This is a genomic window from Streptococcus mitis (assembly GCF_002096855.1).
Lineage (GTDB): Bacteria > Bacillota > Bacilli > Lactobacillales > Streptococcaceae > Streptococcus > Streptococcus mitis_Y.
In genome coordinates this window covers 17,636-37,096 of record NZ_NCVH01000028.1, presented here as the reverse complement: position 1 = coordinate 37,096, position 19,461 = coordinate 17,636, and the positions used below count along the sequence as shown (strand labels likewise).

The window sequence follows — 19,461 nt, the reverse complement described above, 5'->3', positions numbered from 1 at the left end:
AACCTCTGAGCAAAAATCTACTCAAAAATTAGATGATTAAAACATCTAAAAAACAAAAGGACAAAAACATCTGTCCCTTTGTTTACTAAATTTCAGCTAATTTCTTCGACATAAATAACACCTACAATATTAGCAATTTCTTCCATCAAACGAAGATGTTCAAATCTTCCTGATAGTTCTAGAGTAATAAATGATGCTATTTTTTTTTCTGGAACATCAAAATATTCAATTCTTTCTGAATTAACATCTCCAAATGCAGTTCTAGAATCAGTCATTCTAATGCCATTCTCAGCACAGTATACTAGTACCCGATTATATGCCTCTGTAGATCTAACAACGATATACAATTCGATTATCTTTGAACGACTTTGAAGATATTTTTTTAAAGGTTGGAACATAGTTATAACACTCCAAACAGAAATTGCTCCTAGTACGGCTCCTTCATAAAAACCAACACCTATAGCTAGACCGATTCCAGCTGAAGCCCATATTCCGGCTGCAGTTGTTAAACCAGTTATTTTCTTTTTATCTGTAATAAGTATTGTTCCAGCCCCAAGAAAACCAACACCTGATATAACTTGCGCACCTAAGCGTGTAGGATCTCCTGTACCAAATTTATAAGATACATACTCATTAGTCATCATAATTAAACATGCAGCCAGACAAACAATACTATGTGTACGAATACCTGCTGGTTGAGATTTACTTCCTCTCTCTAAACCAATTACTCCACCAATAACTAATGAAAGTACAATTCTTAATACAATTTCGATATATGATAGTCCTAAGCTTGTTGCCTGCATTATTATTTCCTTTTTCTACTAGCTGGTCTCTGAGTAAAGTATAATACAGAACCAGAAATTATCATTAATACAATAGTATAAACGAACACAAGTGCTTGAGCATTTGAAGTTGCTGTTTCATCACCTGCTGAACGAATAGTTATACCCAGCGGTTGAGCTAATGGATGGTAAAGAAATACAGATAAGTCGAAGTCAGTTAATAAAGAGTTAAAGTTTAAAGCAATAACAGAGAGAACAACCGGTAAAATAAATGGAATGATAACCTTCATCATAGTATAAAAAGGTGAAGCACCCATACTTCTTGCTGCATCTTCCATCTCATCATCAACACTAAATAAAATAGCACGTACCATTCTATAAGAAAATGGGATTTTTACAACTATATATGCAATAAGTAGAATTACCAAACTACCTACCAAAATCTGATTCAAGACAAGAAATTGTGGCTGATTAAAAGTAAATAATAAACTTACTGCTAAAAGTGTACTTGGTAGTAACCAAGGAAGTAGAGCACCATATTCAAATAAGAAATCAAAGCGAGCTTTATGTTTTCTGACAACTCGAGCAAATATAACTGCGAGAATTGTTGCTGTTGTCGCAGCGATAATAGAATAAATAAAGCTGACCAAGAATGGAGAGAATGCCGCACTATTACTAAAGAATAAGCGATAATTTTCTAAAGTAAAGTTTGATAATGTTAAGTTACCTGTTTGAATTGCAACTGGATCTGTAAATGAGTATAATACTATAAAAATTAGTGGAAGCATGAAAACTGTGAACAATCCATATGCTACAATGTGAGCAATGATATTCCAAGGCTTAGATGCAATTTTTTGTTTTTTAAGAGGCGCTTTAGTCTTAGAGATAGAAATATAATTTCCACCTTTTTCTATCTTATTCATGATAGTAAGCAAAATTGTAGTTGCAATACCTAAAATAATTGCAAGTAAGGCAGCTAAATCACGAGAATTCCCCATCCCTGCAAATGTAATAATCATTGGATTTATAGTTTGAAATCCTTTACCACCAACAATCATGGGTGCTGCTACTGCAGACAAACCACTAAGAAAAACCATAATAGTAAGTGCAAATAGAGTTGGAATTAAGGTTGGTAACACTACTTTTCGGAAAACAGTAAATGGTTTTGCTCCCATATTTCGTGCAGCCTCAATAGTGTGATAGTCAACGCTTCGAATTGTATTTGTTAAAAACAATGTATGATTAGCAGTTCCTGAAAATGTCATAATGAATAAGACTGCACCATACCCAATAAACCAGTTAGGGTCTAAAGAAGGGATAACATTTTGTAAAAATTTAGTTATCAATCCATAAGGACCATAGACAAATTTATATCCAGTCGCTAAAACCACTCCTCCATAAATTAAAGAGGTCATATAGCCTAATTTTAAAATTTTAGCACCTTTAATATCAAAGTACTCTGTAAATAGAACACAAAGAATACCTACGACATTAACTGTAATAATGAGTGAAAATGCTAACTTAAAACTGTTCATAATACTCTGAAGTGCCCTCTCAGATTTTAGAACACGATGTACAGCTTCAAGGGAAAATTCTCCTCCTTTTACAAATACATTCACTACTAGATCAAAGTTTGGATAAATAATAAATGTTACTAGGAACCAGATTAACCCTAAACGAATAAGCCAATCTTTTAAATTTAATTTATGACGCATACTGCACCTCCTTAAAATTGCAGAACGTCTGATGGTGTGATAAATAAGTCCACACTTTCTCCGACAGATCTAATAGCAGCCTGACTATCAATACTTGTTACATTAAGAATCTGACTTTCAGAAACTTTTATTGTATAGTGAATTGTAACTCCAGAAAACTCAACATCAATAATTGTTCCTTTTAGAATGAAATCTTGTTCAGTTTCACGATTGAATCGAACTTTCTCTAATCGAATGTATCCTTTTTTATCTTCTAAGAAAACGCTTGCATTTTTCAGTAATACTTCGTGGACTGTTTCATCGGTCAAAACATTAATATCGCCAATAAAATCACATACAAATTCAGTTTGAGAATTATGATAAATCTCTACAGGTGTACCGACCTGTTCGATGTATCCATTGTTAAAGACTGCAATTCTATCAGATAAAGTTAAGGCTTCCTCTTGGTCATGAGTAACATATAAAGTAGTAATACCTAACTCTTTTTGAAGTCTTTTCAACTCTTTTCTCAAATCTACACGTAATTTTGCGTCAAGGTTTGACAATGGTTCATCTAGACAAAGAATTTTAGGTTCAAGAACCAGAGCACGAGCCAATGCTACCCTTTGTTGTTGACCCCCAGATAATTCTGATACATTACGCTGTAACTGTTGATCAGAGATCTTAATTTTTGCTGCTACTGCTGATACTTTAGCTTTAATAACATCTGGAGCTACCTTCTTAACTTTTAAACCAAATGCAATATTATCAAAAACAGTCATAGTTGGAAATAGCGCATAAGATTGAAATACAATACCAATTCCACGCTTTTCAGGTTCCAAATGAGTGACATCTGTTCCATTAACTTCAATACTTCCTGATGATGGATCTAGAAAACCTACCAATGCTCTCAAAGTAGTTGATTTACCACATCCTGAAGGCCCAAGAAATGTAAAAAATTCCCCTTCATGTATATCTAAATTCAGATTATCAATTGCAACAAAATCACCATATTTAATTTGAATATTATCAAATTTAATCATCTCACTAACTCCCTCTATTACTAAACCAAAAGCCTCTCTTTATTTCTTCCATAAATTTAGAAATAATAGAGAGACTTGGACATAAAAATTAACTCTTATTTCTTATTGTACGTATTCTAATTCAGCTTTTTCTACCCATTCATCCAAATGCTTTCCAACAGCTTCCCAGTCAATATTTTGTGGTTTCACTTGATCAACAAATTTCTTAGTATCTTCTGGTAGATCTTTGAGGGCATCTTTATTTGCAGGAATAGATCCAAAGTTCTTACTATATTCTACTTGAATTTCTGATTGACCAAACCAATCAATAAATTCTTTAGCTAACGCTTGTTTTTTACTAGTGCTTAAAACCATAGTTTGTTCAGTTACAAATGGTACACCGATCTCAGGAGTCATAACTTTGAAAACAACATTTTGTTCTTTTTGTCCAACTAATGCACCAGAACCCCACATCATTCCATATTGTATTGGATCTTCTTTGTCTAACATCTTAACAATTGAACTTTCTCCCTTTTGAAGAGTGTATGCATTTTTCAAATATTCTTTTGCTACTTCCCAACCTTTTTCGGAAACACCTAATTCACCTTTATCATCAAGGTATCGAACTAAGATACTTGCTAGAATTGCACGTCCTGTACCACCTTGAAGACCAGAAATTGAATATTTACCTTTATACTTACTACCTAATTCTGTCCAATCTTTAGGCATTTCTTTTACATCAGGCGCCCCAATTAAAACTAATGGTTGAACAATCACAGGATTATAATAATTATCTTTATCTGATAAAGATTGATCAATTTTATCTAACCATTTAGGCTTGTACTGTACTAGTAATTTTTGATCTCTAATTTTATTTGAATCAACAGCACCAATTCCAAATACCATATCTGCAACTGCATTATTCTTCTCAGCAATAACACGGTCTGCTAATTGAGCGCCAGGGATATCAACCATTTTGATATTAAAACCAGCTTCTTTTGCTTTAGCAGTTAGCCAATCACCACGACCATTTGAGACTGAGTTCGAATAGATTACTAATTCTTGACTTTTATCAGCTTTTTCTTCAGATGAAGAAGCAGTCGTAGAATTTGAACCTCCAGAGCAAGCAGCAAGTGTAGTAAGAGCAACTCCCGTTGCAAGTACAGTAGACCAAACTTTCATTTTTTTCATGATAAGTTCTCCTTTTTTATTATTTTATTTAAATTTTTCGTGATATGGAACAAATTGTCTCATATCTTCAAATACAGTATAGTCAATACGATTTACAGTAATAGTTGGAATCTTCTCTAATAAAATTTCAGTTAATTCTGCTCTGACTTTAGTAAACTCTTCTTCCTCCTCTTCGGTTAAAGGAATTCGAAGATACCCAATTGAAATATGGAATTGATATCTATCATGATTAGGGAAACGAACACCTGCTTTTTCTGAGACATAAGTACGAATTTCTTCTAATCTCTTTGCAGAAGCTTCATCTGCAGGTTCAACTAATATGTTTTGTTTTCCCATTTCAGTTACACGCATATGAATTTCTTCATCCAACAATGGAAAAATTTCAAGTTGTTTAGCAAAGTAATCATGTATTTCCTGTAAAGGTGTATCTAGAGGAAGATTACTGCTCCAAAACTCCGTTTCACGATTTTCATGGCACAACAATTCAATTACAGTCATGTGAATAGAATTCCTTGGAGTTAAAGTAAACTTATCGATAAATGGTAATTCTCTATAACGTGATTGAATAATATCAACAACTTCCATCAAATCTTGTTTAGTATAAAGATTTGCTACAACTGTATTCCCAGGGAAATGATTAAATTCCCCATTCTCTTTGAACTTAATTTTTGTTAAGTTTTTCATATAAAGACCTTCTTTTTTATATTTGACATCGGTGTCATCATGTTTACATTATACAATGAAACCGTTTCCTTTGTCAAGCGCTTTCAAAAAATTTTTTAAAAAAATTTATCTTTCATTAAATATGAATTTCATTAAAAGGTTAAGTAATTTTTCCAAAATACAGCACTCATATAGACAGTATCATCAATTATAGCCATTGGGATTTTTTGATTGCCAATTCCATGTATCTCTACACATGTCTTCAATCGATTTTGTTGTCCTCCAATTTAATTCCTTATATGCTTTATCTGCATTTGCATAACAAGTTGCAACGTCTCCTGAACGTCTTGGAACTATTTTATAAGGAATTGGAACCTTATTAACACTTTCAAATGTATTTACAAGTTGTAATACACTTGTGCCTTCTCCTGAACCAAGGTTATAAATATAAACATCTGTTTTTTCAGATACTTTTTCTAAAGCTTTTATATGCCCTATCGCTAAATCCACTACATGGATATAATCGCGAACACCAGTACCATCTACCGTATCATAATCATCTCCAAAAACACTTAGCTCTGGTCGCTTACCTACCGCTACTTGTGCAATAAAAGGCATTAAGTTGTTAGGAATGCCTGATGGATCTTCTCCAATCAACCCCGACTCATGAGCACCAATCGGATTGAAATAACGAAGCAACGCAATACTCCACTCTGAATCTGCTACATGAACATCTTTTAAAATTTGTTCAAGCATCACTTTTGTGTACCCATACGGATTCGTTGCACTTGTCGGCATCGTCTCAATAAGGGGAGACTGATTGTGAACGCCGTATACAGTCGCACTCGATGAAAATACAATCTTTTTAACATTAAACTCTGACATCACTTCAACAAGAGCTAATGTGCTCATAATATTATTTTCGTAATACATTACAGGCTTTTGCACGGATTCGCCGACAGCTTTGTATCCTGCAAAATGAATTGCAGCCTCAATAGATTCTTGTTCAAAAACTTTTCTCAATCCTTGTTTATCACAAACATCTAATTCGTAAAACGCAGGACGTTGCCCTGTAATTGCTTCAATACGATCTAATACTAAAATGCTTGAGTTTGAAAGGTTGTCGACAATAACGACTTCCTTACCTAAATTTAGTAATTCTACTACGGTATGGCTACCAATATAACCAGCTCCGCCTGTTACCAATATTGCCATTTTTACTTCCTCCTAATTAATTCCAACCGATTTAACAAATCTCATAAATGCTTCTTGTCCGGTTTGAGTATTCTTATAAACACCTGCATCTTCGAGAACTCTCGCAAATACTTGCCCTACTTCATGTTGAACTACGCTATGAACCTCTTCCTCTTTAAGTCCAGGATATTTTTCTTTCAATTGAACGGCCCATTCTAAATGATAATCAGCAATTGCGTTATCTTTTCCTAAAAGATATTTCTCAACTTCTTCTAACTCTGTTTTCAAACGAGGTGGTAAAATCGCAAGTCCCATCACTTCGATTAACCCAATATTTTCCTTTTTAATATGTTGTACATCTTGATGAGGATGGAAAACACCATCTGGGTATTGTTCAGTAGTATGATTATCTCTTAGAACAATATCTAATTCATATCTTCCGTCCACTTTACGAGCAATAGGAGTCACCGTATGGTGTGGGACATCTGCAGTCATTGCAATGATGTCTACTTCTAAATCTGAATATTCTCTCCACTTGTTTAGAATTTTAGTAGCTAAATCTAACAAGCGATTTTTATTTTCACTTTGTAACCTAATTACTGACATTGGCCATTTTACAATACCAGCATTAACATCCTCAAAGTCTTTAAAACGAAATTCACTCTTAAATTTTGCTTTTTCCATTGGGAAAATATATTTCCCTCCCTGGTAGTGGTTATGACTAAGAATGGAGCCTCCTGAGATAGGAAGATCAGAATTTGAACCAGCAAAATATCCTGGCAAAATATCAACAATCTCCAATAATTGTTCAAATGTTTTAGAGGTAATAACCATTGGTACATGTTGACTATTCAAAAATATCGCATGCTCATTAAAATATGAGTAGGGAGAATACTGGAATCCCCATACTTCGTCACCAAGTTTCAACCGAATAATTCTATGATTCGAACGTGCTGGATAATTTATTCGACCTTGATATCCTTCATTTTCCATACATAGTAAACATTTAGGATAATTAGTTGCTTTTACTAATTTTTCAGCAGCAATTGTTTTTGGATCTTTTTCGGGTTTTGACAAATTTATCGTAATCTCTAGCTCTCCGTATTTAGTTGATGCTCGAAACTCAATATTCTTAGCAATAGCAGAAGTTTTAATATAATCACTATCTTTACTTAACTTATAAAACTCTTCAACTGCTTCTTGAGGTGATATATCATATGAACTCCAAAAAATATCATTTAATCGACTAGGTAAAGGAACTATGAAATTCATTAACTCTGCTCCTAAACATTCCTTTTCCTCGATTAAATCTTTAATTTTACCGTTTTTTAAGGCGATTTCCACTAAGTAATCTTTTATTTGTTTCAGGTCATTTTCATCGGAAATGCGATCAGTTCCCTCCTCACCTATTAACGCTAGTACTCTATTTTTCACATATATTTTGTCAATTTCATTATACATTCCGTATTCAATTACTCTATCAACAAAATTATCAATAATTGTTTTCATATATTTTTCTTTCTAATTTATGTTCCCATATTTTCTATACATTATCCATTTATAAATTGATTGCGTAGTATGAGCAATTTTATCAAGGTGATGAATAATATCTAAAGCACCAATTACTTCAGAAACATTCCCATCATCTTCAAATATGTAATTCATGATTTTCTTTTCAATATTTATACTAAGCTCTTCTATCTCATTCTGTTTTTGTATAACAACCATATCTAAACATCCAGATTGTTCCTCTCTATAACAAGATATAGCCCTATTCATATGCAGTCCGATAACTTCATGAAGTATTTTTATTTCTGAAATAATTTTCTTCAAAATTTCATTGTTTTGAATAATCTGTAGATTTTTTAAAATTTCAACAATTCTATCCCCAATACGTTCAATGTCAGTTGATATTTTTATTACACTAATAATTCTTCTTAAGTCATATGAAACGGGATGTTGTAAACAAATTAACTCATATCCTTTTTTATCAACATTTAGAACTGACTCATTTATGATTAAATCTTCTTTAATCAATTCTATTCGTTCTTCATTTGATAAATATTCAAATAACTTCTCATATTTATCAAGCACAGATACCCAAATGGTCTCTAAATTATTTGATAATTCTATAATTTCATTTTCTAAATATAACCTTAACATTTAGGTACCTCTTCTTAACAAAGTTCAATAGTAACAATTAATATTTTAAACAATATATCAAACATCAATAACTAGAATACTTGCATCATCTTTCTTTCCATAGATTGGATCAATAGCAGAAGAATTAAATCTCATCTTAATTAACTCTTCAAAAGTTTTATTTTGATTATTTTGATAGAATTCATAAAAGCCATCGCTCATTAAAACAATTTGTTCACTAGTAACATCTATTTTATTAATAATAGCATGGTCTAAAAATCTCTCATCCAACGAACCTATCCAGTACCCACTCGGTTGATTAGATAATTTTCTGATTTTTTGTAAAATAATTTTTTTATTTAAAACACTATTTGTACCAATTGAATCTTTTATCTCATTTTTCCCTTTTTCAAATAAGTTATCTACTCTATGATCAGTTATTTCCATTTCGTTTACTAACATGACGCAGTCACCTAGCATCATATACTCCAACTTTTTTTCTGAAAGTTTAGCAAATATAAAAGCAAATGTTGGTAAGCGATAATACTCTGTTAATTCATATGAGTTTAAACCGATTTCATCTTTAACCTCGAGTAAAGCAGTTTCAAATATTTGTTTAAGAGTTTTTGATTCTTTACAATTAACCGACAAACTTTCTGATAAAATATGTACAACTTCTGAGACTGAATAACCTATCTCCTCTTTAGAATTATATAAATCTGTAGCTCCATCAATAATCCAAAAATACTGATTTTGTGAACCAACAGCATCCTCATTTTCTACGGAACTTCCTTGTATCGAACAAATTTTATTTATCTTTACCATAATACTTCAACCCTTTTAGTGTCAAAAGTAAACCAATTCCTGTCACTGTTAAGAATAGTTCCATAATCTTGTTCGAACCAGTCTTTGGTAATTTTTGTTTTACCTCTACTATTTCTTTAGATTTATTAATATGATTTTCAGTTTCTCTGCCATCTCCAACTATTTTATGGTTCACTTCTTCTATCTTATTATCTTGTTTATTGTCGATCTTGTCATTAATTTGTCTATTATCTTTACTTGAGTTAAACTCTCCTTTCTTCTGGTTACTATCAATTACATTATTTGAATTAGATTGTTTTTCATGCACATATGAACTTGTTTTAAATTTTTCCTCTTTGTTTTTTTCTTTTTCGTTTTTATCACTTAAGTTATTTGTTACAATTTTGTAAAGCCCATTCTCCGTTACAATATTGAAATTACCATCGCTATCACGTATAACTGGTTCTTTCCCATTTGCATTAGATTTGATGAATGATATATACTTACCGGATAAATTATAAAATTGGTTATTTAAAACGGTTATTTTACCCTTTGAATCCTCAATAACAATTCCTTCTTTACCACCGAATATACTATTCTCTGAGACTACTAAATTATCACTAACTCGTAATAATTCAATATTTGGTTGTTCTGTTTCCTTAGAATTATTATTAATTACATTTTTTGTTACAGTAATATCTGATACTTTTCCTAAATATTCTGCACTATCTTTTGCTACTCTAATAGCCTTTGTTTTAGGATCAGAAATATAAAATGTATTTTCAGTAATAACGACTTTCTTATTTAAATCAAGTTCATCTTTTACATTTTTATAACTAAAAGCATTTATTAAGGCTGCACCATTTTCTCTATAATGTACACTTTCTCCTTTTACTTTCTTATCAAATCTATTTCCTTTAATTAAAATATCAGTAAATCCAGTAAAACGTACACCAGAATACATCATGTTATCAAAATGATTATTTAAAATTTTAATATTAGAGGGGTTCTGTGTCGACAATGTTTGATAGTGTGTACCAATTGCTGTTACTAATTCTCCAGATTTATCACTTTTACCAAAATATGAATTTTGAATAGTAACATTTTCAGATTTTTTCCCATCATCATTCAAAGCATAAGGAAAACCTTTTCTAGTCAATGGTTCAATCTGAATACTCTCCTTACTTATGATTTGCCCATCTTTCATAGTTTTAGGTAAAGCTTGACCAAGAAAACGAGAATTATCGACTAATACATTTTTCGAACCTGCAATTTGAATAGCATGCCCTTGATAACTATCCTTGAATGTTACATTTTTTATAGTTACGTTATTTGAATTCCCAATAGCAAATGCACCTGAAGAATTTATAAGTGGTAGATTTTTTGCTTTAGTTCCTTCTTCATTCAAAGCACCGTTCATATCAATAGTACCACCAGAATAACTAATATCTTCTGTTGGGCCCCATTCTACTTGCGCACCATCATCCGTAAATAAACCTGTCATAAAAACAATAGAAGGGTGATTCTTAATATTTATACCATTTAGAATGGTAGCTTTCTCATTCAATTCTAAGTGTGTATGACTTTTTAAAAAAACAATTTCTTTTACTAAATAAGTTCCTTCAGGAAAATATACATTTCCTCCACCTAGTCCTTTAGCTGCAGCATCTATTGTATCTTGAATTGCTTGACGATCATCATTAACCCCGTCACCTATTGCTCCATAATCTTTAACATTCAAAGCTACGTGTTCGTTCAGATTAGTACTTAAAATAGTATTCACTTCCATCCCAGAGATGTTACCAATCATAGTATCATTTGTTATATCAGGTTTATTTTGATTAATACTCACTCCTCCATTATTATCAGTACTTAAACTTGAATTGTTATCAAGACTGAGAGTATCAGAATGGGGTTCCGCAGATAATGATGTAGATGTGCTACTCAACAAAGAGTTCATTTGCATATTATCTTTAGACGAAGAAGTTTCACCAACTACTTCATTAGCTAAAACACTTTGTGTTCCAATAAATAAAACCGCTAAGAGAACTGAGCAAACTCCCACCTTAGACTTACGAATAGAGAAAACCTCATTTTGTTGAAAAGATTTCATATTAGCCTCCAATTAAAAATATTATGTCCTAATTTAATATTCATATAAATTCCATACCAGAAAATGACACCGCTGTCATTTTCTTTATAATATATTTTTAAATCAAAATTGTCAAGGAATAACACAATAAAATATCAAAATTGTGAAAGCGTGACCATTTATATATCTAACCATACTTCTAATAATTCTTTAACCTTCCATTCAAAAGTGATTACTATCTTTCTTAGCTTGAACATAAAAATATCCTATTCACTGTATTTAAAGCATGTTGATATCTCGTAAAATACTAATTTATAAATACAAGAACAAATATCTTGTCATGCAAGCATTCACCAGGTATATTTACATGAATATCGTTCATATAGCGGATTGAAATCAAAACAATACAATATATTTCTTAAATAGATTTTCTATAAAAGCTAGATTCAAGCTCTATAAAAATAGACGCAGTTCTTCTAAAATACTGGAATAGGACATATAGATCATTGTAGACACGTGTTTTATAGATTATTTCAAAAGAATGACTAGAACATGAAAAATAGTCTCAAAACTTTGAACAATATTCTGAAAACAAAAAAGAAAGACGCGAGTTTCCACAACCTCATTCGTGGAAACTCGCGTCTTTCAAAAAATAGGGTGAATTGAAAACTAGAACAAGACACTACATTTTCTAAATGATGCCTAATAAAAATTCTAAATGCTACACCAAATTGCTCACATCTCATTTCAAACCATACAGTATATTGAAACTATAAGAGTACACCTTTGCTTCTAAAATATTGCTAGAAATTAATTTGACTATCCTGATTGATTTGTCCTGTTTTTATTTCATTTTACTATAGGACTTTCAATTGAAAACAACAGTTTTACACTCAATTAGACTTTTTAGAAACAGAATCACTATTACTTGACTGTAGTTTGTCATTTTTTTGATGAAGCTAGTACTTTTTCAGAAACTGTTTTGAAAGTCTCAATGATATAATCCACTTCTTCATCGCTTAGTTTAGTATGAAGAGGAAGCGTAATTTCATTTTCAAAGAAGGCATAGGCCTTAGGATAGTTCGCCATATCAAAGCCAAGATTCTTATAGGCTGTCAAGAGCGGAAGCGGTTTGTAGTGGACATTGCTTGCAATTCCTGCTTTTGCTAATTCTTGGATGATAAGATTGCGTTCTTCTAAACTCGCTCCTTCTACATGGGTGATGTAGAGGTGGCGTGAAGATTCTACAGTATCAGTCTTGTGTGCCAATGGATGAATACGAGAACCTGCAAAACCACGATCATAGCGGTCCACAATGTCCTTACGACGTTCTAGCAAACCAGGGTAACGGTCCAATTGTACCAAACCAAGTGACGCCATGATATCGGTCATATTACACTTGTAGGCTGGTGTGACGATATCATATTCCCATGAGCCCAGTTGCATCTTGGCAAGAGCATCCTTAGTTTGCCCGTGAAGAGAAAGGATTTGGAATTCCTTGTACATTTCTTCGTCATCAATCGCTGGATTGGCTTTCCAAGTGGCACTTCCACCTTCTGCCGTTGTAAAGTTCTTAACGGCATGGAATGAGAAGGAAGTAAAGTCCGCGATAGAACCAGCTGGTTGCCCTTTATAAGTAGACCCCAAAGCGTGGGCACTATCAGAAACAATCACAATACGGTTAAAGACCTTTTGCCACTTGCTTGAAGCAGTAAAGAGATCACGTTTCTTCTCCACAACTTGGAACAAACGGTCATAGTCGCAAACAATCCCCGCAAGCTCTACTGGAATAATCACCTTAGTCTTTTCAGTGATAGCTTGCTCCAGTAAGTTATAGTCCATCTCAAAAGTATCTGCTTGGATATCCACCATGACAGGAGTTGCTCCTACGTGCGTGATAACACTACATGAAGCTGTATAGGTCATGGCTGGAACGATGACTTCATCTCCAGGTCCCACTTCCAAAACGCGCAAAATCAACTCAAGAGCAGCAGTTGCAGAGTTAAGACAGACAGTCTTAGGCGTCTGTGTGTATTGGGACAAGCGACGCTCCAGTTCTTTTGTCTTAGGACCTGTTGTGATCCAACCAGAACGAAGGGTATCTGCTACTTCAGCAATTTCAGCTTCGGTAATATCAGGTGGTGAAAATGGAATATTGTAATTTGGCATTGATTTGCTCCTTTTATCTGTACTCATTTTCTCATGACTACTTTATTTTAGTACTTCAAACACGGTTTGAAACATGATTTTGATGTCTCCAAGGAAACTAAACTCTCGGAGATAGGCGAGGTTATAGCGCATCTTTTCAGGAAGAACATGCTCGACATAGGCTTGGTCAACCGTCAGACCTTTCTCCGTCATTTGACTGATGATCGTGTCCTCATCCTTGTAGTTGATGCTGGCTGGAGAGGTGATTCCTGCTGGCAAGAGCAAGGTCGCCATCATTTCAGGACTGTACTGCTCGGTGTAACGTGGCACCTCAGGTCTTGTTCCAACAAAGGACATCTCACCTTTAAGGACATTGACCAACTGAGGCAGTTCGTCCAAGCGCACACGGCGGATGAAATTTCCCACTTTGGTAATACGGCTATCGTTAGCAGAAGTCACCAGACTTCCTTTTTTATCCGCATCCGTTACCATAGTACGGAACTTCCAAATCTTGAACGAACGGTTGTACTGGGTCACGCGCTCTTGCTTGTAAATGACAGGCCCCTTGCTATCCAACTTGATCCAAATGCTCAAGATAAGAAAGATGGGAGAAGTCAAAAGTAGCAAAAACAGGGCCAGAACCCAATCCAGGCAACGCTTGAAAATCAGCGACCCCTTCCTTTTAGAGACAAGCTGGTAGTAGGACTCAACCTCGCTTGATTGCATTTCCACGGGCAAGTCTTCCCATTTCAGCATGCTGTTTCTCCTTTGTTTGTTAGTATAGTATTTATCAACATTTTTCATTATACCACAAAATAGAAAAGGCGGTGCAAGAAATCTGTGATTTAGAGGAATTCTTCTTTAGGAAAGAGCCCCTGCCTGCAAGCTATACATCTTGTGATAGGTTCCTCCCAAGGCCAAGAGTTCCTCATGGGTTCCACTCTCGATGATGCGCCCCTTATCCAAGACATAAATACAGTTGGCGTCCTGGATGGTCGAAAGACGATGAGCAATAGCAATGGTTGTCCGCCCCTGTCTCATCTTGGCTAGGGAATCTTGAACCAAACTTTCTGTTTCAGAGTCAATATTGGCTGTCGCTTCATCCAAAATCAAGATTTTAGGCTGACTAGCAACTGTTCTAGCAAAGGCAAGAAGCTGACGCTGACCAGTAGAAAAGCTCGAACCACGCTCGGACACAGGTGCATCATAACCCTGCGGAAGGTCCTGAATAAAGGAATCTGCATCAACAAAGGCAGCCGCAGCCTGGACTTCTTCATCACTAAGATCTTGATACATGGCGATATTGGACTTGATAGTCCCGTGATAGAGGAAGGGATCCTGCAAGACCAAACCGATGTTCTTTCTCAGCTCTTCCTGACTGTAGTTTCGGATATCCACACCATCCAAGAGAACGCGGCCTGACTGAAATTCATAAAAACGCATGAGGACATTGATAATCGATGATTTTCCCGAACCTGTATGACCTACAAAGGCAATGGTTTCTCCCTTCTTAACTGAAAAGGAAATGTCATCCAGAATCGGATGTTTGCCATCATAAGAGAAACACACATGTTCAAAACGGATATTGCCTTCTTTGACTTTGGCTTGCCCATCTTTTTGAAGAGGCTCATAGGTCGTTTCGTCAATCAAGGCAAAGACACGACCTGCAGATACCATGGACGTTTGAAGGGTTGAAAAGTTTTGCGTCACCTCAATCAAGGGATCAAAGAGACGGTTGATGTACTGGATAAAGGCATACATAGTTCCGGCCGTTATCCCGATAGAAAGACCACGGTAACCAAAGTAAGCCATCAAAACTGCATAGCCCAAAAGCTTCAGTAAGCTCATAGCCGGCCGTAAGAAGAGGGAATCCAAGGCTACTGAGCGGTTGGTGTAGACCAGATGTTCCTGGTTTATCTCATCAAACTCTTCTTGCAGGCGCTTTTCTTGATTAAAGGCCTGGATAATCCTGATCCCCTCGATATTCTCTGCCAGCTTACTATTGATATCCGACAAGAGACTTCTGGTTTTTTCGATGATTTTCACTGATTTTTTCCGATAGAGATTGACCAAAAGGAAAATCAAGGGGAGAAAGAGCAGGACTAAAGCTGTCAAACGAAAATCCAGCACCAACATGGTATACAGAGTTGTCAGAAAGATAAAAACTGCTGAGATAAAGCTGGATAAAATCCCTGAAAACATATCACTGATAGTCTCGGTATCATTGGTCAAACGAGAGACGATGGAACCTGCTGGCGTCTTGTCAAAGTAAGACATGCCTAGTTTTTCCATATTGGCAAAGGCATCCCGACGAATATCCCTAACAATACTGTAAGACACGCGCGCAAAGAGAAGATTACCGACATACTGGACCAGAGTTTGTAGGATATAAAGGCCATAGTAGACCAGCAAAACGGTCACAGCGAATTGGTTGAGATTGCTGAGATACTGGTCAATAAAGTGGGAAGCCACAAGGGGAATGACACTTTTAATGACCGTCGTTGCTAGGAGAAAACTGAGTGCCAAAAAAGTCAGGAGACCATAAGGCTTGAGATAGGACATCAAGCGCTTCAATACAACCCATTGTTCTTGTTTATTCTGCATCTTCTTCTCCTTTCATTTCTAACTGCTGAGACCGGTAGGTTTGGGCATACCAGCCATCCATAGCTAGCAAGTCTTCGTGCCTGCCTCGTTCGATAATTTGACCATTTTGCAGGACTAAAATCAAATCTGCATGGACAACCGCACTGAGGCGATGAGCCGTAATAATGGTTGTCTTGTCCTTTCGCGTCTCCTTGAGGTTGTCGATAATCGCATACTCTGTCTTGGCATCCACGGCCGACAAAGAATCATCCAAAATCAAGATATCAGGGTCTAAAATCATAGCCCGACTCATGGCCAGACGCTGCTTTTGACCTCCAGAAAGACTGACTCCTTTTTCTCCAATCAGCGTATCAAATCCCTGAGGCATAGCTACAATGTCTTGGTAAACTTGGGCTAGCTTAGTCGCTTCCTCGACCGCTGAAAGGGGTAAATCAGGATTCCCAAAGCGAATATTGTCTAAGATTGAAGTCGCAAAGAGGAACTGGTCCTGAGGGACGTAGCCCATGAGACTACGAAGATCTGTCAGACGATAGTCACGAATATTATGACCGTTTAGGTAAATAGCACCCTTATCCACATCATATTCACGCAAAAGGAGCTTGATCAAGGACGTTTTTCCAGAGCCTGTCTGACCAACCAAGCCCAGTGTTTGCCCTTTTTCCAAACTAAAGTGAACATTTGTCAGTGTTTCCTCATTTTCAAAGGCAAAACTGTCAATGGCATACTGCAAGCGCCCGTTTTCAATTCCATCTAAAGGAAACTCAGGGTCTTGTACAGGTGATTCCTGAGACAAAAGTTCCTCAATCCGCTGGTAAGAAACCTTCCCTCGCTGAGTGATATTAAAGAGGAAGCCGATGGCCATAAGAGGCCAAACCAGCATATCCAAATAACTGATAAAAGTGACCAGATTCCCAACCGTGATTTGCCCTTTCTGAACCATCAAGGAGCCGACCAAAAGCGTTAAAACATAGGAGGAACCAACAAACAAGAGAACCATAGGATCAAAGAGACTATCGTATTTCATGGTTTGGAGGTTCTTTTGGAAGGTCAATTCATTGACTGCCTGAAAGGACTTGAGCTCATCCGCCTGATACCCGAAAGACTTGGTCACTTTAATACCCGATACAGACTCCTGTACCTTGTTATTAAGTTCGGAAAAGGCGGCCTGAGATTCGCCAAAGGCCTTATGAGTCTTTCTCCCTAAACGGCTAGTCGCATAGGCCATAAAAGGTAGGGGTAGAATGGCAACTAGGGTCATTTGCCATGAAATGCTAAAAAGCATGGTCAGCAAGGTCACTAAAGCCGTGATTGAAGCATCCACGGCAGACATAACACCGCCCCCTGCCAGACGCGTTAGGGCATTGATATCATTGGTTGCGTGTGCCATCAGGTCCCCCGTCCGATAGGTTTGATAAAAAGCTGGAGACATTTTTGTGAAATGCTCAAATAAGCGAGAGCGCATAATCTGTCCCAAACGGTAGGAAGTCCCAAGGATATACATACGCCAAACATAGCGCAGATAGTACATCCCAAAGGCTGCAAGAAGCAAGTAAAATAGGTCAAGAAGGAGGGCCTGCTGGGTTAATTGCCCTGAGGTGATAGCATCAATAACCCGACCCATAACCATGGGGGGAATTAGATTGAGAACGGAAACCAAGACCAGGGCCACAATCCCGACTAGATAACGGCGCTTTTCTAACTTGAAAAACCACCAAAGTTTTTGAATAATGGACATAAAATCCCTTTCTGATTGCAAATGGAAACCTGAGGCCAAGACTCAATGAAAATCAAAGAGCAAACTAGGAAACTAGCCGCAGGCTGCTCAAAGCACCGCTTTGAGGTTGTAGATAGAACTGACAAAGTCAGTAACCTACATACGGCAAGGCGACGTTGACGCGGTTTGAAGAGATTTTCGAAGAGTACAAGACCCCAGGTTTTTCTTATTCATAAGTTACGACTGAGACGACACCCTTGTCATACTCAGCGATAAAGATATTGGCTACATTGTCATGCCCTTGTTTGCTTAGGTTATCAAGCAGCCACTCTTCGCTACGGCCAATCGATTCCAAAACATCGACTTGGATCACACCGTCAGTCACAACTGGATACTTAGGATTTTCATCTCCCATTTGGACCACGATGAGTTGGCCATTTTGCTCTTGCACAGCTCGTTTAACTTGCTTCATCTGGAAAATCCCTTGGCTACGAAGTTTGAGAGCAACATCCGACGCAGACAAGCCAACTGAACGACAGGCTTCTGGGTCGATCTGCCCATTTTTGATGAGGAGAGTTGGTTTCCCATCAATCAAGCGTTTGACAAAACGAACATTATTGTTGAGCCATTTGAGGGTCAAGACCAAAATCGTCCACATCATCAAAATCACTGCGTATTGCAGAATACTAATTGAACTATTGTAAATCACCCCACCGATGATACCACCAAGAACATAGTTCTGAATTTGGTCTGTCGCAGAGTTAGGCGCTAGGTTTCCTTTTCCTGTCACATTGATCACGAAAACTAGCGAGAAGAGCCCCAAGGCCAGTTTGATTAAAATTTCCATATAGTTGAGTGTCATTTGTTTACCTCCACCAATTCAATAGCGTCTGGTTGATGCAATTCTAATTTCTCTAAAAGATACTTGTCTGGTTGGCTCCCGTTCATGGCACGATAGAAATTTGAACCTACCTTGATAAGTGCTCCATCAGTGGCTGCAGAAGTATTGACATAAACTTCTGATTTATCCACTCCCAAGTCTTTGGAAACAACCTCTATGAAATGAAGGGAGGTTTGAAATTGATTGTTAGAGGCTTGATTGGTCTGGTATTTTGAAATTGTCACCAAAAGCATGGCTACCAAAGTCAAAGCCAAAATCATGACCAATTCCCGAAACTTAGTCCCCTTTTTATCACGATAGGCCTTAAAAGCAAAAAATCCTGTGATGGCTAGGAGAACAATCCCAAAGCCAATCATGATGCCATTTTGCTGACTGATTTGGCTAAGCACATAGTCATATGAGTAAAATTTCATTTATTTTCACTCCTTTTCATAAAATCATTCTTCATTATAAACGAAAGAGGGTGATTTTTCAAACCATACGTTGGGGAAATAGCCCTTTTTTTGGTAT

At 36.1% G+C, this 19,461-nt stretch carries 16 protein-coding genes; all 16 read right to left on the bottom strand.

The features are described from left to right. Positions 1–92: 92 nt before the first annotated feature. The gene (locus B7698_RS02835; RefSeq protein ID WP_001149045.1) at positions 93–803 is read right to left on the bottom strand and encodes an MgtC/SapB family protein; all 711 of its coding nucleotides are present in this window, start codon (positions 801–803) and stop codon (positions 93–95) included. 2 nt (positions 804–805) lie between these two features. Next, on the bottom strand, positions 806–2,497 hold the full coding sequence (locus B7698_RS02830) for an ABC transporter permease (RefSeq protein WP_023943877.1): 1,692 nt from the start codon (positions 2,495–2,497) through the stop codon (positions 806–808). Positions 2,498–2,508: 11 nt separating this feature from the next. After that, positions 2,509–3,519, bottom strand: a complete 1,011-nt coding sequence (locus B7698_RS02825) for an ABC transporter ATP-binding protein (RefSeq protein ID WP_000589137.1) — start codon at positions 3,517–3,519, stop codon at positions 2,509–2,511. A 102-nt stretch (positions 3,520–3,621) separates the two neighbouring features. Continuing rightward, positions 3,622–4,689, bottom strand: a complete 1,068-nt coding sequence (locus B7698_RS02820; RefSeq protein ID WP_000738377.1) for an extracellular solute-binding protein — start codon at positions 4,687–4,689, stop codon at positions 3,622–3,624. A gap of 24 nt (positions 4,690–4,713) precedes the next feature. Continuing rightward, positions 4,714–5,373 carry a DUF1868 domain-containing protein gene (locus B7698_RS02815; protein ID WP_000793811.1) on the bottom strand — a complete coding sequence of 220 codons (660 nt, stop codon included), beginning with the start codon at positions 5,371–5,373 and terminating at the stop codon, positions 4,714–4,716. A gap of 183 nt (positions 5,374–5,556) precedes the next feature. Then, the gene (galE, locus tag B7698_RS02810) at positions 5,557–6,567 is read right to left on the bottom strand and encodes a UDP-glucose 4-epimerase GalE (protein ID WP_057487890.1); all 1,011 of its coding nucleotides are present in this window, start codon (positions 6,565–6,567) and stop codon (positions 5,557–5,559) included. Between the two features lie 12 nt (positions 6,568–6,579). After that, positions 6,580–8,055, bottom strand: a complete 1,476-nt coding sequence (gene galT / locus B7698_RS02805) for a UDP-glucose--hexose-1-phosphate uridylyltransferase (protein WP_084864576.1) — start codon at positions 8,053–8,055, stop codon at positions 6,580–6,582. 12 nt (positions 8,056–8,067) lie between these two features. Next, entirely contained in the window at positions 8,068–8,709 is a 642-nt protein-coding gene (locus B7698_RS02800; protein ID WP_000945324.1) for a phosphate signaling complex PhoU family protein, read from the bottom strand. A gap of 57 nt (positions 8,710–8,766) precedes the next feature. Continuing rightward, the gene (locus B7698_RS02795; protein ID WP_078159505.1) at positions 8,767–9,513 is read right to left on the bottom strand and encodes a protein phosphatase 2C domain-containing protein; all 747 of its coding nucleotides are present in this window, start codon (positions 9,511–9,513) and stop codon (positions 8,767–8,769) included. Continuing rightward, complete coding sequence (locus tag B7698_RS02790) at positions 9,497–11,605, bottom strand: glycosyl hydrolase family 28-related protein (RefSeq protein ID WP_000834742.1); 2,109 nt, start codon at positions 11,603–11,605, stop codon at positions 9,497–9,499. The genes B7698_RS02795 and B7698_RS02790 overlap by 17 nt, the downstream gene beginning before the upstream one ends. A 921-nt stretch (positions 11,606–12,526) precedes the next feature. Further along, positions 12,527–13,753, bottom strand: coding sequence for a DegT/DnrJ/EryC1/StrS family aminotransferase (locus B7698_RS02785; RefSeq protein WP_084864575.1), 1,227 nt, complete (start codon positions 13,751–13,753; stop codon positions 12,527–12,529). Positions 13,754–13,795: 42 nt separating this feature from the next. After that, a complete protein-coding gene (locus tag B7698_RS02780) occupies positions 13,796–14,488 on the bottom strand; it encodes a sugar transferase (RefSeq protein ID WP_065371359.1) in 693 nt (230 codons plus the stop codon). A gap of 105 nt (positions 14,489–14,593) precedes the next feature. Next, the gene (locus tag B7698_RS02775) at positions 14,594–16,336 is read right to left on the bottom strand and encodes an ABC transporter ATP-binding protein (protein WP_084864574.1); all 1,743 of its coding nucleotides are present in this window, start codon (positions 16,334–16,336) and stop codon (positions 14,594–14,596) included. Beyond that, a complete protein-coding gene (locus tag B7698_RS02770) occupies positions 16,326–18,071 on the bottom strand; it encodes an ABC transporter ATP-binding protein (RefSeq protein ID WP_084864573.1) in 1,746 nt (581 codons plus the stop codon). The genes B7698_RS02775 and B7698_RS02770 overlap by 11 nt, the downstream gene beginning before the upstream one ends. A gap of 205 nt (positions 18,072–18,276) precedes the next feature. Next, positions 18,277–18,912: a DUF421 domain-containing protein gene (locus tag B7698_RS02760; protein ID WP_078238141.1), complete on the bottom strand. Its 636-nt coding sequence runs from the start codon at positions 18,910–18,912 to the stop codon at positions 18,277–18,279. Then, positions 18,909–19,364, bottom strand: coding sequence for a DUF3290 family protein (locus B7698_RS02755; RefSeq protein ID WP_084864572.1), 456 nt, complete (start codon positions 19,362–19,364; stop codon positions 18,909–18,911). Before B7698_RS02755 ends, B7698_RS02760 begins: the two co-directional genes overlap by 4 nt. Between the last annotated feature and the right edge of the window lie 97 nt (positions 19,365–19,461).

Coding starts and splice junctions, on each gene's coding strand:
- B7698_RS02825 (WP_000589137.1), bottom strand. CDS start 3,519: ATGATTAAATTTGATAATATTCAAATTAAATATGGTGATTTTGTTGCA.
- galT (WP_084864576.1), bottom strand. CDS start 8,055: ATGAAAACAATTATTGATAATTTTGTTGATAGAGTAATTGAATACGGA.
- B7698_RS02785 (WP_084864575.1), bottom strand. CDS start 13,753: ATGCCAAATTACAATATTCCATTTTCACCACCTGATATTACCGAAGCT.
- B7698_RS02755 (WP_084864572.1), bottom strand. CDS start 19,364: ATGAAATTTTACTCATATGACTATGTGCTTAGCCAAATCAGTCAGCAA.
- B7698_RS02770 (WP_084864573.1), bottom strand. CDS start 18,071: ATGTCCATTATTCAAAAACTTTGGTGGTTTTTCAAGTTAGAAAAGCGC.
- B7698_RS02830 (WP_023943877.1), bottom strand. CDS start 2,497: ATGCGTCATAAATTAAATTTAAAAGATTGGCTTATTCGTTTAGGGTTA.
- B7698_RS02815 (WP_000793811.1), bottom strand. CDS start 5,373: ATGAAAAACTTAACAAAAATTAAGTTCAAAGAGAATGGGGAATTTAAT.
- B7698_RS02775 (WP_084864574.1), bottom strand. CDS start 16,336: ATGCAGAATAAACAAGAACAATGGGTTGTATTGAAGCGCTTGATGTCC.
- B7698_RS02820 (WP_000738377.1), bottom strand. CDS start 4,689: ATGAAAAAAATGAAAGTTTGGTCTACTGTACTTGCAACGGGAGTTGCT.
- galE (WP_057487890.1), bottom strand. CDS start 6,567: ATGGCAATATTGGTAACAGGCGGAGCTGGTTATATTGGTAGCCATACC.
- B7698_RS02780 (WP_065371359.1), bottom strand. CDS start 14,488: ATGCTGAAATGGGAAGACTTGCCCGTGGAAATGCAATCAAGCGAGGTT.
- B7698_RS02760 (WP_078238141.1), bottom strand. CDS start 18,912: ATGACACTCAACTATATGGAAATTTTAATCAAACTGGCCTTGGGGCTC.
- B7698_RS02835 (WP_001149045.1), bottom strand. CDS start 803: ATGCAGGCAACAAGCTTAGGACTATCATATATCGAAATTGTATTAAGA.
- B7698_RS02795 (WP_078159505.1), bottom strand. CDS start 9,513: ATGGTAAAGATAAATAAAATTTGTTCGATACAAGGAAGTTCCGTAGAA.
- B7698_RS02790 (WP_000834742.1), bottom strand. CDS start 11,605: ATGAAATCTTTTCAACAAAATGAGGTTTTCTCTATTCGTAAGTCTAAG.
- B7698_RS02800 (WP_000945324.1), bottom strand. CDS start 8,709: ATGTTAAGGTTATATTTAGAAAATGAAATTATAGAATTATCAAATAAT.